The organism is Amycolatopsis sp. NPDC058340 (assembly GCF_042723975.1).
In the GTDB taxonomy this organism is placed as follows: domain Bacteria; phylum Actinomycetota; class Actinomycetes; order Mycobacteriales; family Pseudonocardiaceae; genus Amycolatopsis.
Genome location: NZ_JBHXIB010000029.1, coordinates 88,032 through 103,270 on the forward strand (window position 1 = coordinate 88,032; position 15,239 = coordinate 103,270).

Genomic DNA, 15,239 nt, shown 5'->3' on the forward strand with positions numbered 1-15,239 from the left:
CGTATTACCGGCGTCAGGCCGCGTGCGCCAGCGTCAGCGCACCACCCGCCGCCGAAAGCAGCAGGACCGACCAGCGGACGGACCGTTCGCCGACCCGGCGGCTCAGCGCCCGTCCCAGCAGATCGCCGGCGAGGGCGGCGACCGCGACCGCGAGGAGCACGCTCACCGGCACCTCCACCCAGCCGAGACTGGGCAGCGCGACCAGGCCGAGCAGGAAGAAGTAGATCGACAGCGTCCCGCGTGTCTCGTCCGCGCCCCAGCCCGCGCTCGCCCCGTACACCGCCACGGCGGGACCGGAAAGCCCGGCGACCGAGTTCATCGCCGCGCTCAGCACGCCCGCGCCGACGGCGCCCGTCCTGCCGGCCAGCCGTCTGCTGGTGACGCCGGTCGCCAGCACGCCGACCGCGAGAACGCAGCAGCCACCCGCGGCGAGCAGCAGCGGACGCGCGGGAACGCCGCGCACCACGAACGCGACGACCGGGGTGAACACCACCGCGGGCACCGTCAGCCACGCGACCTGCGCCCATCTGATCGCCCGCCAATGGGTGATCGCGACCGCGAGATAGACCGGGAAACCGAGCAGCAGGGTGAGCCGGACGGCGTCGAGCGGGCCCAGCGCCAGCGCCAGGAACGGTACGCACAGCAGGGAAAGCCCCATCCCGGAAAGGCGCTGGGCGACGACCCCGGCCGCCGCCGCGAGCGAGGTCATGGCCAGGGTTCCCACGGGTCCATTGTGGATTCGTGCCCGGAGTGGCGGTAGCCGCCGGTCGGCGAAGACGTCATAGCCCGGCGCTATGAGCGGTGCCGTCAACGATGCCGGGTGTTGTGAAGGTGGCTTTCGTCGCGTCGGACGTAGGGAAAGTCCCCTTCGCCCCGCGCTCTGCTCGCCTACGTCAGGGGCTCGCCTGCGTCAGGGGACGCGTCGCGAAAGCCACTTCCGGGACATCAGACGTCGCGAAAGTGGCTTTCGCGACACGCCTGACCGAGGCCGTCACGGACCGCGCCTCCCGAACTGGACCCGTCGAACGCGCGGGTTCTGGCACTTCTGGCCGTTCCAGCCGTGCCGCACGCTCAGCGTCACTGCCTTTGGAACAGACGGGAGCGTGAGATGAAGATCGGTGTCCCTCGTGAGGTCAAGAACCACGAGTACCGGGTCGCGGTGACGCCCGCGGGCGTGCACGAGTTCACTTCGGCCGGGCATGAGGTGTTCGTCGAGCGCGGAGCGGGAGAAGGGTCCTCCGTGCGCGACGAGGACTACGCCGCCGCGGGCGCGAAGGTGCTCGACAGCGCCGACGACGTCTGGGCGACCGGAGACCTCGTGCTCAAGGTCAAGGAGCCGATCGCCGAGGAGTACCACCGGCTGCGCCGCGATCAGCTGCTGTTCACGTACCTGCACCTCGCCGCGAGCGAGCCGTGCACGCGGGCGCTGCTGGACGCGGGCACGACGTCGGTGGCGTACGAGACGGTGCAGCTGCCTAACGGATCGCTGCCCCTGCTGTTCCCGATGAGCGAGGTCGCCGGACGGCTGGCCCCGCAGGTCGGCGCGCAGACGCTCATGCGCGCCAACGGCGGGCGCGGGGTGCTCATCGGCGGCGTCTCCGGGGTGGCCCCGGCACGGGTGGTCGTACTCGGCGCCGGTGTCGCGGGGATGAACGCGGTCGCCGGCGCGGCCGGGACCTGGGCCGACGTCGTGCTGTTCGACAAGAACGTCGACAAGCTCCGTGCCGCCGACCGGATGTACCAGGGCCGGATCCGCACCGCCGCGGCCAACGCCTATTCGATCGAAGAGGCCGTGCTCGAAGCCGACCTCGTGATCGGCGCGGTGCTCGTGCCCGGAGCCAAGGCGCCGAGCCTGGTGTCGAACGAACTCGTGTCCCGCATGAAGCCGGGCAGCGTGCTCGTCGACATCTCCGTCGACCAGGGTGGCTGCTTCGAGGACACGCGGCCGACGACGCACGCCGAGCCGACGTTCCAGGTGCACGACTCGGTGTTCTACTGCGTCGCCAACATGCCCGGCGCGGTCCCGCACACCTCGACGTACGCGCTGACGAACGTCACGCTGCCCTACGCGCTGGAGCTGGCGAACCACGGCCTGTCCGGCGCCGTCGCACGGTGCCCGCAGCTGCGCGGCGGGGTCAGCACGGTCGACGGCAGGCTGACGTCCGCGCCGGTCGGCGAGGCGCTCGGAATCGCCTCGGTGGCCATCGACGACGTGCTCGGCTAGGTGGTGCGGGCCGGGATCTGGAGCTAGGTTCAGATCCCGGTCCCGTCGCCGAAAGGGAGGTGCCGTTGCCGCGAACGTTGATCGAAATCGACCGGACGTCCGCCGAGCCGCTCTACCGGCAGGTGCGGCGCGCCATCGAGCACGGCATCGCGATCGGCACGTTCGACCCGGCGCACCGGCTGCCGAGCTCGCGTGAGCTGGCCGCCGAACTGAGCGTTTCCCGCAACACCATCAACCTCGCCTACCAGGAGCTGGTCGCCGAGGGGTTCGTGGAGAGCCGCGAGCGCAGCGGGCTGTTCATCAACGCCGAGATGCGGCCGCACTGCGCGGTGCAGGAGCGTGGCACCAGCCCGGCCATCGACTGGAGCGCGCGGGTGCGCCGGTATCCGGACGCCGGGGTGCCGCATATCGAGAAACGCCCCGACTGGCACACCTATCCGTACCCGTTCCTCGCCGGTCAGGTGGACGTCACCGCCTTCCCCGCGCGGTCGTGGACCCGCTGCCTGCGCGACGCGCTGTACCGGCCGCACGTGTTCCCGAGCCTTCAGGACAGCGTCGGCTCCGACGACCCGATGCTGGTCGACCTGATCTGCCGTCAGCTGCTCACCGCGCGGGGGATCGAGGCCGATCCGTCCGAGGTGCTGATCACCGTCGGCTCGCAGCAAGGCCTCGACCTGCTCGGCCGCGCGCTGCTCGGCCCGGACAGCGTCGTGGCCATGGAGAACCCGGGATACCTCGACGCCCGGCACATCTTCCTGCGCACCGGCGCCGGGCTGCGCGGTGTCGACGTGGATCAGAGCGGTCTGCGCCCGCCGGACACGCTCGACGGCGTCGACCTGCTGTATCTCACCCCGAGCCACCATCACCCGACGAACGCGACGTTGAGCATCGGCCGCCGCCGCCGTCTGCTCGGCCTCGCCGCGAGTGCGGGCACGGTGCTCGTCGAGGACGATTACGACAGCGAATTCCGGTACCACGGCAGCCCTACACCCGCGCTCAAGGCGCTCGACGGCACCGGTGACGCGATCTACCTCGGCACCTTCTCCAAGTTCCTCTCACCCGGCCTGCGGCTGGGATACCTGGTCGGCCCGCGCGAACTGGTGCGGGAACTGCGGGAGATCCGCCGGTACGTGCTGCGGCATCCGCCCGGTCATCTCCAGCGGGCGCTGGCGTTGCTGATCGACAGCGGCGAATACCACCGTTCCCTGCGGCGGTACCGCACGAAACTGATGCGGAAATGGGAAGCGACCTGCGCCGCGGTCACCGAACACCTGCCGTGGACGCAGACGGCGTACCCGCCGGGCGGGGTCAGCCTCTGGATGACCGGGCCGTCCGAACTGGACTGCCGGGCGCTGATCGAGCGGGCCGAGCGCGACGGCGTCCTGATCGAGCCCGGTGACATCTTCTTCGTCGGGGACGACCCGCCGAAGAACCATTTCCGGATCGGTTTCGCGGCCGTCCCCTTGCGCGACATCGACCCTGGTATCCGGCTGCTCGGCAAGGCCTGTCGCGACCTGCTCGGCGGCTGAGCGGCCGACTGGTACCACCGCGCCGGAGCGTTCTGGACCTGTTCAGGCGGCCAGACGTACCGCACTCTCTGGGGATCCCTCGTGAGCCCGGGAGGCCTGTGTGGAGTTCCTTCGAGAAAATCCCCAGGGTGCAGCCGATTTCGTCGCGCTCGGTGGCACCGTTCTCACCTTGGACGCGGCGGGGAGACGAGTGCGCGCGCTGGCCGCGAGCGGCGGCCGGATCACCGCGCTGGGTTCCGAACGGGAGATCTCCCGGCTGATCGGCCCGGAGACCACCGTATTCGATCTGGCCGAGCGCACGGTGATCCCCGGTTTCGTCGAATCCCACAACCATCCGGCGTTCTTCGGGATGACGCTGGCCGCGCCGGTCGACGCCGGCAGCCCGCCCAACGACACCATCGCCGACATCGTGGGACGGGTCGCCCAGGCGGCCAAGGAGCTCGGGCCGGGGGAGTGGATCCGGGGTTTCCGGTACGACGACACACTGCTCGTGGACGGCCGTCACCCGACACGTGCGGATCTCGACCCCGTCTCCGGCCGCAATCCCGTGGTGCTGACCCATGTCTCCGGGCACTTCTGCACCGCGAACTCGCTCGCCCTGCGCGAAGTCGGGATCACCGCCGAAACCCCGGATCCGCCCGGTGGGCTCATCGTGCGCGACGCCCGGGGTGAGCCGACCGGGGTGCTCGTCGAAACGGCGGCCTTCCTCGTCACGTCGCGGCTGCCCGGGCAGAGTGCGGGTGAACTGGCCGAAGCCCTTCTCCTGGCGGATGAGGAGTACCTCGCCAACGGCGTGACCTCCGTGCACGACACCGGGATCGGGCTCATCGGCGGAGCGGCGGAACTGGAGGCGTACGCACTGCTGAGGCGCGCTGGAAAACTCCGCGTCCGGGTGCGTGGCTACCTGTTCGACGGTCTGCTGCCTGGCCTCGACGAAGGCGAGCCGGAGCCACCGGAATCCCGCGTGGACGACAAGTTCGCGATGACGGGGGTGAAGATCGTCGCGGACGGCTCGATCCAGGGCAAGACCGGCTGCCTCGCGGAGGGCTACACCTGCGCTCCGGACGAGCACGGCATGATGCTGCTCGAACCCGCCGACCTCGGCCGCCGCATCGCCGCGCTCGACGCGGCGGGCTGGCAGGTCGCCGTGCACGGCAACGGGGACGCGGCGATCGACGCGATCATCGACGGCTACTCCCGGCTGGGCTCGCCGCGGGGCACCGGCAGGCGGCATCGGATCGAGCACTGCCAGACGGTGCGCGAAGACCAGCTGGACCGGATGGCCGCCCACGACGTCCTCGCGTCGTTCTTCATCAAACACGTCTACTACTGGGGAGACCGGCATCGCGACGTCTTCCTCGGGCCCGAGCGGGCGCGCCGGATCAGCCCGCTGGTTTCGGCCCGCTCGCGCGGAATCCACTTCGGACTGCATTCGGACACCCCGGTGACCCCGGTGCCGCCGCTGGAGGGGATCTGGTGCGCGGTGCGCCGGATCACCAGGCAGGGCAAGGTACTCGGACCGGAACAGGCCGTGGACGTCGACGCCGCGCTCCGCGGTTACACGATCGACGCCGCGTACCTGGCGGGTGAGGAGGACGTCAAGGGCAGCCTGGAGGTCGGGAAGCTCGCCGATCTCGCGGTGCTCTCCGGTGACCCCACCACGACCGACCCGGACCGGATCCGCGAGCTGACCGTGGACGCCACCGTCAGCGGCGGCGAGGTCGTCTGGCGGCGCGAGACGACGGGAGCACGACGATGATCCGCAGCTGGCCGAGTGTCCTCATAGGACTGTTCGTTCCCGCTTTCGCCCTGCTGGCGGGAATCCTGGTGCTTTCCGGATCGACGGCCTCGGTGCTCGGCATCCCGGCGCTGTTCTTCTGGGTGTTCTGCTGCTGCCCGCTGACCACCCTGTGCCTGTGGATCAGCTGGCGTTTCTTCGACCGCGCCCACTACCCGGAGGACGACTGATGCTGATCGCGATCGTGGCGGTGGTGATGGCGGGCTCGATCGGGCTCGCGGTATGGGCCGGACGGTCCACACGCGGCGGCGGGATCTCGGAATTCCTCGTCGGCGGCCGGTCGTTCCCGGCGTGGCTGGTGTACTTCCTCGCGGTCGGCGAGGTGTACAGCATCGGGACGATGATCGGGTTCCCGAGCGGGATCTACGCGCACGGCGCGAGCTACGGGATCTGGTTCCTCGGCTACATCCTGCTCGCGTACTCGCTGGGCTATTTCCTGGCCCCGCTGGTGTGGCGGGCGGCGAAACGGTACGACGCGATGACCGTGCCCGACGTGTTCGGACGGCATTTCGGCAGCAGGCGGCTCGAACTGATCACCTGCGTGACGATGCTGATCGCGCTGGTCCCGTGGGGGCAGTACCAGTTCATCGGTCTCCAGGTGGTGCTGAGCAATCTGGGGCTGCGGCTGAACCCGGTGCAAAGCGTGGTGCTGGCGGGCATCGTGGCGTTCATCTACATCGCCGTCTCCGGCGTGCGGTCGCCCGCGTTCGTCTCGATCCTCAAGGATCTGTTCATGCTGCTCGGCGTCGTGCTCGTCGGGGTGGCCGTGGTGATCGCCGCCGGCGGCACCGCGAAGGTCAGCGGACCCGAGGTGCTCAGCGCGGCGCAGACCACCATGGGCGGTTCGGAACTCACCTTCGCGATGACGACGATCCTCTTCCAGAGCATCGTGTTCTACCTCGGCTTCGGTGGCGCGTACGTGTTCCCCGCCCGGTCCGAACGCGCGGTGAAGAGCTCGACCGTGTGGATGCCGATGTACATGCTGATCTACCCGTTCCTGGTGCTGGCCGCGTACTACGGCGTGCGCGCGCACCCGGACCTGGAGAACCCGAACACGGTGTTCATGGTGACCGCCAAGGGATTGCTTCCCGACTGGCTGCTGGGTCTCGTCGCCGCGGGCGCCGCGCTGTCGGGTGTGCTGGTGCTCGCCGCGACGGCGCTCACCATCGGCGGCATGGTCTGCCGCAACCTCGCGCCGAACGTCCCGGCCGCCGCGCAACGGCGGTGGACGGTGGTCGCGGTGGCGAGTTTCCTGGTGCTGGCGGCGGTGCTGACGCTCGTCGCGTCGACGTTGATGCTCACCATCCTGAACCTGACCTACAACCTGCTGGCCCAGGTCGTCCCCGGCTGGCTCGCGATCCTCTTCGTGCGCCGGGTGCGGACGGCCGCGGTCGCCGCCGGGATGGTCGCCGGGGTGCTCACCGCGATCGCCCTGTACGTCACCGGCGCGACGTTCGGCGGGTTCAACGCCGGACTGGTGTCGCTCGGGGTGAACCTGGCCGTAGTTGTCGCCTGGAGCCTGGTGAAACCGGATGTGGCGCGGACACCGGTGGCGCGGTCGGCCGACCACGCCCCGGACGCCGAGGCGGTTCCCTCGCTCAGCGCGTGATGCGGCGGTCCGTGAAGGCCTCCTTGAGGGACCCAGAGTCCCTCAAGGAGGCCTTCACGGACTTCAGGACCGGCGGCTAACTCGACCGGGTGCGCCACGAGCGCAGGGCGAGGCGGCGCGTCGCGGGCCGGGTCTCTTCGGCCACCGGGGTTCCGTACACGGCCGTCGCGACCGAACGTTTCAGGTCGCGGCACCGTCTGAGGACGTGGGGCGGGAATCCGGAACCGGTCGGCCGGTCCGGTGTTCCGCCCTCCTCGGCGTCGAACGGCGTCCAACCCGAGCCGAGGTCGATCAGGCTGCGGTGCTTGGTCGTGTAGTACCCGCGTGACACGCTCATGGCCAGACCGGTCGCGCCGGCCGCCGCGGCGACGAGATGCAGGTGATAGCGGCTGGAGATCCAGGTCTGCCCGGGCGCCAGCGGCAGGCCGTGGCGCCAGATGTCGCGGAACGGGTGGAACTCGGCACCGGCGAGTTCGTGTTCCAGCAGCGCGGGGACGGCGCGGTCGACGCGGGGGATCCCTTCGACGACGGCGAGCTGCTCCGGGTGGACTTCCCAAGCCCGCAACAAACCCAGCACCTGGGCGGCCAGCACGGACGGCTCGAAGGCGCCGATGTCGGATTGGACGCACAGGACGAATTCGCGCGCTTGCGCGGCGGGTCTCCGCTCGGGTGGTTCAAGGAAGACGTCGTCGCACGTACGGACGACGCCGGTGAGCAGTTCGGCCGACGGATCGTCGCGGACGTCGACGACGTCGAAACGGTCGGCGAGCGACCGGAGGAGATCGGCGGCACCGGGCGGGAACGGGGTCAGTCCCTGACCGGTCATGGCCGTGCGTGCCCCCGACCGCCGGGCGGCGGCCGCTGCGCCCGCGAGCAGCCCGATATGCCGTGGCCACAGCGCGTTGAGGTAGCCGCCGCCGATCAGGTGCAGCACGTCGGTCCGGCCGAGCAGGTCGATGCCCGCGTCCCAGCGGGGCGCGAGCCCCGGGTCGTTCACCGCCGACTGCACCCAGTTCGCCACTTCCCACGGATCGTCCGACGGCGCCTCGCCGCACAGCCGCCACAGGGTGTCCGTGCAGCGAAGGCGCGGGTGCAGATCGTTCAACAGCAGCTGCGCGGGCCCCGGCGAGTGGGTGTCGAGCCAGACGTCCGCCTCCGGCTCGGTCCGCGCCAGATAGCGCAGCCAGGTCGCCGCGATCAGTTCGTCGCCGAAATTGGGAAAGCCGCTCGGGCCGATCAGGTAATGGCAACGGCGGGGCGCGCGGGTGGACGAGTCGTTCCCGCCACCCGCGCTTCCCTCGAAGGTCACTGGGCGACGGTGATCTGCGTGTCCAACGCCTTGTCGCCCTGCGCCTTTTCGTTGCCGGTCGCCTCGGTCTTGACCCGGTCCTTGGCCACGCCCGCCCCTTCGAGCGCGGCGGTGATCGCCTCCGCGCGCTTTTCGGAAAGGGCCTTGGACTTTTCCGCGTCGGGATAACCCGCGTGCGTGGCGACGGTGATCTTGACGTCGTTGCCCTGCATGGCCTTGGCGATCTCGCCGAGGGCCGCCTTGCTCTTTTCGGACAGTTCCGCACTTTCCGTGGTGAAGGTGATCGGTGACTGCTGAAGCGCCTGCTGGATCGCGGCGGTCACTTTCTGGGCCGCCTCGCCGCCGGCCTGACCCGCGTCGCCGGTGCCCGCTCCCGAAGAAGCCGGGGCTCCGGCGCCGGAGGACGACGCGGCCGCCGCGCTTGAAGCGGTTCCATTCGTGCCAGAAGACCCAGCCGCACCGTTTTCGCCTTCGGAGCCGCACGCGGCCACGAGGCCGGCCACGATCGCCACGCCCGTTACCGTCCGGGCAATTGTCCTGCGCATGAAGTTCGAACTCCCTTTGGCTGTCTCCGCATTGGCTGACGCAAGGGATACGAACACGAAAGGGCTAAAAGCGCCAACTCCGAGCGGTGGTGGCCGTCGCCTGTTTTCGGTGGTCGAGGTGTGGTGAAATCGCGTCGACCAGGAAGTCCGTTGTCGTCACGTGCTCTCCCATGCCGGTGAAAAGATCGGTAAGTCCACCCGAGTGAGCGACCGTGGTCGTCGTCGGTGCGGTGGTCCAGCCTTTTTTCCTTACCTGGACTAAGGAAATCATGCCGTGTCGACGCGAGACTCACCCACCCGGCGCCCCCCGAGTTGCCCCGCGACGCGAATGCACTTTGATGGGAGGTACGTGCCGGAGTTCAGTGAACTCCGGATATCCGAGATGTGAGGAGTTCTCATGGGTATCGACTTCGAAGGTATGAAGGACAAGGTGAGCGGGGAACACGTCGACAAGGCCGCCGATTTCGCGAAATCCCGTTTCGGTGAGCACTCGGACAAGATCGACTCGGCCGCCGACAAGGCGAAGGACTACCTCGGTGAGTCCGGTGGCGGGCAGCAGAACGAAGAGCAACAGCAGGGTGGCGGTTTCGGCAACGACGCGCCCGGCGGCCAGGCGGGCAACGAATACGGCGGCGGCCAAGGCAACGAATACGGTGGCGACCAAGGGCAGCGCGCCGAGTTCGGCGGCGACCAAGGCAACGAGTACGGCGGCGACCAGGGGCAGCGCGCCGAGTTCGGCGGGAACAGCGGCGAAGAGGGTGGCTACGGCCGCTGAGCCACCCGCGGCGTTCACCCCCGGGTGAGCAGTTCGAGGACGTCCCGGAACGGCGCGTACCCGGACGTGACCGAGGTGTCGAGCACTCGCGAGCGGCGGTGGAAGGGGCTGAGGTCGAGGCCGACCCCGACCCCACGGACCTCGACGGTGCTTTCCTCCCGCAGCACCGTTTCCCGCAGATGTTCGTCCAGGTAGTGCGGATCGTTCGCCAGGCTCGTCGCGCTGTCCATGGGGCTGCCGTCGGAGAGGACGAGCAGGATCCGGCGCGCCTCCGTTCGCGCGCGCATCCGGGAACAGGCCCAGGCCACCGCCTCGCCGTCGATGCCTTCCCGGAACAGATCGGCTTTCAGCAGTGCCGCGAGACCGGGGCGCGCCTGGCGCCATGGGGTTTCGGCGGCCTTGAACACGAGGTGGAGCCGTTCGTTGAGCCTGCCGGGATGCCGCGGCCGTCCGGCACGGATCCAGTCCCGCCTTGGCCTGCCCCCGTTCCAGCCGCCGGTGGTGAACCCGAGCACTTCGCAGGTCGCCCCGGCGAGTTCGAGCGAGCGCGCGACGAGGTCGACCAGCGAGGCGACGGGTTCGGCGTGCGCCGTCATCGAACCCGAGCAGTCGATCAGGAAGGTCACGAGCGTGTCCGCCACGGGTTCGATCCGCTCGGTGCGGAAGATCCGTCGCTCGGTGGGTGAACTGATCAGCTGAGCCAGGGTGCGGCCGTCGAGCAGGCCCTCCTCCTGCGCGCCGTCCCAGCCGTCGCGTGCCGGTTCGGCGAGCACCGCCTTGAGGTCGCGTGCCAGCCGTCCCGGCCCGACGCCCTGCCTGGCGACGCGCCGGTCGAGCCGCTCGCGGAGTTCGGCCAGCATCGCGGGGCGCACCAGGTCCGACGCGCGCCGCTCGCGGTCGTACGCGGTGGTGAAAACCCGGTACGCCGCACCGGATTCGCCCAACATCCGGCTGGTTCCCGAGGTCGCGCACGGGATCTGTTCGCCGTGGCTCGTGTCGAAGTCGATCACGAGGCTGAAGCGGGGGTCGGTGGGATCGCCTTCGTCTTCGGCTTCTCGCTCGGTCCCGGCGAGCAGCCCGCCGGTCGTCCGGGCGATCGCCAGCGCGTGTTCGGCGAACGCCTTCTGGTCCGTCCGGTGCCGCCGCAAGCCGGCGAGGTCGTGGCCGAGCGAAGGCGCCAGAGCGAACCTGGTCGCCTCGATCAGATCCTCGGTCTCCTCGACCACGGGTTCGCCGGTGATCCGCGAGCGGCTGATCTGGGCGACCGTGTACAGCAGCAGCCCGCGGGCGGTCTCCGTCAGACCGGACCGGTGGAACTCCAGTGACCAGCGGACGTGGCGAAGCCGCAGGTTCCGCCGCATCCCCGGCAACTCCGCGGGAGGGAGCGACTCGACGCGGAATTGTTCCAGGAGCTCGAAAATCCCGCGCTCGGCCGGATCGGCCGGGCTCAGACCACGGTGCAGCGCGGCGTCCGAGGCGGTGAGGCGCAGCGCCATCCCGTCCGCGATCCCGCGTGCGGACAGCAGATCGTCGTCGGCGGACTGGTGCAGATGCGGCGCGTGCAGGGGCAGCGGTTCGCGTCCCCGATGCAGCCGCCGCGCCCGGAAATGCAGGGCCGGGTCGCCGCTGAGCGCCCGGACCGCGGCCGCGCACAGCTCTTCGACCTGGTTGCGGCGCCGGGTTTCCGCCTGCCCGGCGGTCATGCCGAGAGGAGCTGGAGCTCGTCGTCGAAGCAGCGCTGGAAGTACTCCGCCACCAGGTCGCGCTCGGCTTCGTCGCATTTGTTCACGAAGGACAGCCGGAAGGCCGTCGCCGGGTCACCGAAGATCTCGATGTTCTCCGCCCAGGTGATCACCGTGCGCGGGGACATCAAAGTGGACAGATCACCGGCCTGGAAACCCTTGCGGGTCAAGGCGGCCACCGCGACGAGGGACGCCGCCAGCGGCTCCGGGACGCTGGGGACCCTGGCCCGCACGATCGCGATCTCCTCGGCGGCGGGCAGGTAGTTCAGCGACGCCACGATGTTCCAGCGGTCGATCTGCGCGTGGTTCAGCCGCTGCGCGCCGTGGTAGAGCCCGTTGAGGTTGCCGAGGCCGACCGTGTTGGCGGTGGCGAACAGCCGGAAGGACGGATGCGGCCGCAGAACCCGGTTCTGGTCGGTGAGGGTGAACTTGCCGTCGCGTTCGAGGACCCGCTGGAGCACGAACATCACGTCGGGGCGGCCGGCGTCGTACTCGTCGAGCACCAGCGCGACCGGCCGCTGCAACGCCCACGGGAGGATGCCCTCCTGGAACTCGGTGACCTGCTTGCCCTCGCGCAGCACGACCGCGTCGCGGCCGACGAGGTCGAGGCGGTTCAGGTGGCCGTCCAGGTTGACCCGCACGCACGGCCAGTTGAGCCGGGCGGCGACCTGTTCGATATGGGTCGACTTCCCGGTGCCGTGCAGTCCCTGCACCAGCACGCGGCGGTCGCGGGTGAACCCGGCCAGCAGCGCCAGCGTGACGTCGGGGTTGAAGCGGTACGCCTCGTCGATCTCGGGGACGTGCTCGGAGCGTTCGCGGAACGCGCCGACGACGAGATCCGAATCGATGCCGAAAACGTCACGTACCGGGAGCCGTAGCTCGGGGACCATGAGAACTCCTTACGACGGAACACTTTCCGGTTCGGACCCGCCCTCGGCGTCGACTTGGCTGATCGCCTCGGCCGCGCGCTGGAGCGCCGGGAGCGTCTGCAGGGCCTTGTCCGGCGTCAGCCGCATGACGGGCGCCTGCACGGCGACGCAGAGGTTGGCACGCCCCGGCACGAGGACCGCGACGCACACCAGACCGGGCAGGAACTCCTCGTCGTCGAGCGCGAACCCGTCCCGGCGGATGCGGGTGAACTCGGCTTCGAGCGCGTCGAGGTCGGTGAGGGTCTTGTCCGTGTACCGCTTGAGCGGCGCGTGCGCGAGCAGTTTCCGCCGCTGGGACGGACTCATCTGGGCGAGGACCATCTTGCCGCTGGCCGAACAGTGGATCGGCACCCGGGAGCCGGGCCGGAGGTAGAACCGCAGCGGCTCCGGGGTCTCGACCCGGTCGAGGTAGACGATTTCGTTGCCCGACAAGGTGGTCACGTTGCAGCTCTCGCCGAGTTCGTCGACGAGGTGGCTCAGGACGGCGTGCCGGGCGCCGTGGTGGGTCGCGTTGAGGAGCAGGTTCTCCGCGAGCCGTCGCAGCCGGTGGCCGGTGCCGTAGTGGCGCCCGTCGGCCTGCCGGATCAGCAGGCCCGCCCCTTCCAGCTGCTGCAGCATGCGGTGCAGGGTCGGTTTCGGCAGGCCGGTCTCCTCGACGAGGCCCTGCAGGGAGACCAGCTGATCCTTGGCGGCGATCAGTTCGAGCAGGGAGAACAGCCGCATGGTCGGCGTGTCCCCGTTGATCGGATCAGGTTCGCGAAGCAGCTCCATGTTCCGAAAAGTAGCACAGGGCGTCTCGATTTTCAGAATCCAGCGTTGACGCTGGGCGCTAGCCGTCCTATCGTCAGGCTCATCCTGATTTCAGGAACGCCACGTACCGATTTTTGTAAATCTCGCCTGTCGAAGGAGCGGAACATGACGGAACGGAAGACGGGTGACGGCCGCGCGGTCGTCAGCGGCCGGAAGAAGATGACCCCGTCCGAGGCCTTCGTCGAGACGCTCGTGGCGAACGGCGTCACCGACATCTTCGGCATCATGGGGTCGGCGTTCATGGACGCGATGGACATCTTCGCGCCGGCGGGGATCCGGCTGGTACCGGTCGTGCACGAACAGGGCGCCGGGCACATGGCCGACGGCTACGCCCGGGTGAGCGGCAGGCACGGTGTCGTCATCGGGCAGAACGGCCCCGGTATCAGCAACTGCGTGACCGCGATCGCGGCCGCCTACTGGGCGCACAGCCCGGTCGTCATCGTGACGCCGGAAGCGGGCACGATGGGCACCGGCCTCGGCGGCTTCCAGGAGGCCAACCAGCTGCCGATGTTCCAGGAGTTCACCAAGTACCAGGGGCACGTCAACAACCCGAAGCGGATGGCGGAGTACACCGGCCGCTGCTTCGACCGGGCCCACTCGGAACTCGGCCCGACGCAGCTCAACATCCCGCGCGACTTCTTTTACGGCGAGATCGAGGCCGAGATCCCCGAGCCGGCCCGCCTCGACCGCGGCCCCGGCGGCGAGCGGAGCCTCGACGAGGCCGCCGCGCTGCTGGCCACGGCGGAGTTCCCGGTGATCATCTCCGGCGGCGGCGTCGTGATGGCCGACGGTGTCGAGGAGTGCAAGGCGCTCGCCGAACGCCTCGGCGCGCCGGTGGTGAACAGCTATCTGCACAACGACTCGTTCCCGGCGAGCCACCCGCAGTGGTGCGGGCCGCTGGGTTACCAGGGTTCCAAGGCCGCGATGAAACTCATCTCGCAGGCGGACGTCGTGATCGCGCTCGGCTCGCGGCTCGGCCCGTTCGGCACCCTGCCGCAGCACGGTATGGACTACTGGCCCAAGGACGCGAAGATCATCCAGATCGACGCGGACCACAAGATGCTCGGCCTGGTCAAGAAGATCACCGTCGGTATCTGCGGTGACGCCAAGGACGCGGCGGTCGCGCTGACCAAGCGGCTCGCGGACCGGACGCTGGCCTGTGACTCCACAAAGGACGCCCGCGCGGCGAAGATCAAGGCGGAGAAGGACGCGTGGGAGGCCGAGCTCGACGCCTGGACCCACGAGACCGACCCGTTCAGCCTCGACATGATCGCCGAGCAGGAGGACGAGGAGGGCAACTGGCTGCACCCGCGGGAAGTGTTGCGGGAACTGGAGAAGGCCATGCCGCCGCGGGTGATGGTGTCGACCGACATCGGCAACATCAACTCGGTCGCGAACAGCTACCTGCGGTTCGAGGAGCCGCGGAGCTTCTTCGCACCGATGAGTTTCGGCAACTGCGGGTACGCGCTGCCGACCATCATCGGCGCCAAGGCCGCGGCGCCCGACCGGCCCGCGATCTCCTACGCCGGCGACGGTGCGTGGGGGATGAGCATGGGTGAGATCATGACCGCGGTCCGCCACGACATCCCGGTCACCGCGGTGGTGTTCCACAACCGGCAATGGGGCGCGGAGAAGAAGAACCAGGTCGACTTCTACAACCGGCGGTTCGTCGCGGGCGAGCTGGAGAGCGAGAGCTTCGCGGGGATCGCGAAGGCGATGGGCGCGGAAGGCATCGTCGTCGAGAAACTCGACGAGGTCGGCCCCGCGTTGCAACGAGCCGTCGAGGCGCAGATGAACGAGGGCAAGACCACCGTCATCGAGATCATGTGCACCCGTGAGCTGGGTGACCCGTTCCGCCGCGACGCGCTGTCCAAGCCGGTGCGCTTCCTGGAGAAGTACAAGGACTACGTGTAGGCCCGCTGTTCGCGCGTGAAGGCCCCCTTCCCTCGACTCAGTCGAGGGAAGGGGG

General features: G+C 69.4%; 13 protein-coding genes. 7 read left to right on the top strand and 6 right to left on the bottom strand.

Annotation, left to right across the window (positions count from 1 at the left end; translation table 11 throughout):
* Positions 1-13 precede the first annotated feature (13 nt).
* Positions 14-724: a TSUP family transporter gene (locus ACFWIW_RS27470; protein ID WP_378371119.1), complete on the bottom strand. Its 711-nt coding sequence runs from the start codon at positions 722-724 to the stop codon at positions 14-16.
* A 384-nt stretch (positions 725-1,108) separates the two neighbouring features.
* Here ACFWIW_RS27470 and ald point away from each other — a divergent pair, with 384 nt between their 5' ends.
* The 5 genes from ald to ACFWIW_RS27495 all read left to right on the top strand — a co-directional run bounded on the left by ald (position 1,109) and on the right by ACFWIW_RS27495 (position 7,160).
* A complete protein-coding gene (ald, locus tag ACFWIW_RS27475) occupies positions 1,109-2,224 on the top strand; it encodes an alanine dehydrogenase (protein WP_378371120.1) in 1,116 nt (371 codons plus the stop codon).
* 65 nt (positions 2,225-2,289) lie between these two features.
* A complete protein-coding gene (locus tag ACFWIW_RS27480) occupies positions 2,290-3,753 on the top strand; it encodes a PLP-dependent aminotransferase family protein (RefSeq protein WP_378371121.1) in 1,464 nt (487 codons plus the stop codon).
* Positions 3,754-3,853: 100 nt separating this feature from the next.
* Complete coding sequence (locus tag ACFWIW_RS27485) at positions 3,854-5,512, top strand: amidohydrolase (protein ID WP_378371122.1); 1,659 nt, start codon at positions 3,854-3,856, stop codon at positions 5,510-5,512.
* Entirely contained in the window at positions 5,509-5,721 is a 213-nt protein-coding gene (locus ACFWIW_RS27490) for a DUF3311 domain-containing protein (protein ID WP_378371123.1), read from the top strand. Before ACFWIW_RS27485 ends, ACFWIW_RS27490 begins: the two co-directional genes overlap by 4 nt.
* Positions 5,721-7,160 (top strand): sodium:solute symporter, encoded by a 1,440-nt coding sequence (locus tag ACFWIW_RS27495; RefSeq protein ID WP_378371124.1) that lies wholly within the window; start codon positions 5,721-5,723, stop codon positions 7,158-7,160. Before ACFWIW_RS27490 ends, ACFWIW_RS27495 begins: the two co-directional genes overlap by 1 nt.
* A gap of 76 nt (positions 7,161-7,236) precedes the next feature.
* Here ACFWIW_RS27495 and ACFWIW_RS27500 read toward each other — a convergent pair whose 3' ends face one another.
* Complete coding sequence (locus ACFWIW_RS27500) at positions 7,237-8,469, bottom strand: polysaccharide pyruvyl transferase family protein (protein WP_378371125.1); 1,233 nt, start codon at positions 8,467-8,469, stop codon at positions 7,237-7,239.
* Entirely contained in the window at positions 8,466-9,071 is a 606-nt protein-coding gene (locus ACFWIW_RS27505) for an OmpA family protein (protein WP_378371126.1), read from the bottom strand. The genes ACFWIW_RS27500 and ACFWIW_RS27505 overlap by 4 nt, the downstream gene beginning before the upstream one ends.
* Before the next feature lie 340 nt (positions 9,072-9,411).
* Between ACFWIW_RS27505 and ACFWIW_RS27510 the strand changes: the two genes are divergently transcribed.
* Positions 9,412-9,789 (top strand): antitoxin, encoded by a 378-nt coding sequence (locus tag ACFWIW_RS27510; protein WP_378371127.1) that lies wholly within the window; start codon positions 9,412-9,414, stop codon positions 9,787-9,789.
* Positions 9,790-9,803: 14 nt separating this feature from the next.
* Here the strand turns inward: ACFWIW_RS27510 and ACFWIW_RS27515 are convergent, their stop codons facing one another.
* Genes ACFWIW_RS27515 through ACFWIW_RS27525 form a run of 3 tightly spaced genes read right to left on the bottom strand, consistent with a single transcriptional unit; the run spans position 9,804 to position 13,231 of the window.
* Positions 9,804-11,492: a cobalt chelatase gene (locus ACFWIW_RS27515; protein ID WP_378371128.1), complete on the bottom strand. Its 1,689-nt coding sequence runs from the start codon at positions 11,490-11,492 to the stop codon at positions 9,804-9,806.
* Entirely contained in the window at positions 11,489-12,421 is a 933-nt protein-coding gene (locus ACFWIW_RS27520) for an AAA family ATPase (protein WP_378371129.1), read from the bottom strand. Before ACFWIW_RS27520 ends, ACFWIW_RS27515 begins: the two co-directional genes overlap by 4 nt.
* A 9-nt stretch (positions 12,422-12,430) precedes the next feature.
* Complete coding sequence (locus tag ACFWIW_RS27525) at positions 12,431-13,231, bottom strand: IclR family transcriptional regulator (protein WP_378371130.1); 801 nt, start codon at positions 13,229-13,231, stop codon at positions 12,431-12,433.
* Positions 13,232-13,375: 144 nt separating this feature from the next.
* Here ACFWIW_RS27525 and xsc point away from each other — a divergent pair, with 144 nt between their 5' ends.
* Complete coding sequence (xsc, locus tag ACFWIW_RS27530; protein ID WP_378371131.1) at positions 13,376-15,184, top strand: sulfoacetaldehyde acetyltransferase; 1,809 nt, start codon at positions 13,376-13,378, stop codon at positions 15,182-15,184.
* The last annotated feature ends 55 nt before the right edge of the window (positions 15,185-15,239 follow it).

Excerpts from the sequence above, each read along its gene's own strand:
- ACFWIW_RS27515 (WP_378371128.1), bottom strand. The coding sequence starts at position 11,492 with ATGACCGCCGGGCAGGCGGAAACCCGGCGCCGCAACCAGGTCGAAGAG.
- ACFWIW_RS27490 (WP_378371123.1), top strand. The coding sequence starts at position 5,509 with ATGATCCGCAGCTGGCCGAGTGTCCTCATAGGACTGTTCGTTCCCGCT.
- ald (WP_378371120.1), top strand. The coding sequence starts at position 1,109 with ATGAAGATCGGTGTCCCTCGTGAGGTCAAGAACCACGAGTACCGGGTC.
- ACFWIW_RS27495 (WP_378371124.1), top strand. The coding sequence starts at position 5,721 with ATGCTGATCGCGATCGTGGCGGTGGTGATGGCGGGCTCGATCGGGCTC.
- ACFWIW_RS27525 (WP_378371130.1), bottom strand. The coding sequence starts at position 13,231 with ATGGAGCTGCTTCGCGAACCTGATCCGATCAACGGGGACACGCCGACC.
- xsc (WP_378371131.1), top strand. The coding sequence starts at position 13,376 with ATGACGGAACGGAAGACGGGTGACGGCCGCGCGGTCGTCAGCGGCCGG.
- ACFWIW_RS27520 (WP_378371129.1), bottom strand. The coding sequence starts at position 12,421 with ATGGTCCCCGAGCTACGGCTCCCGGTACGTGACGTTTTCGGCATCGAT.
- ACFWIW_RS27510 (WP_378371127.1), top strand. The coding sequence starts at position 9,412 with ATGGGTATCGACTTCGAAGGTATGAAGGACAAGGTGAGCGGGGAACAC.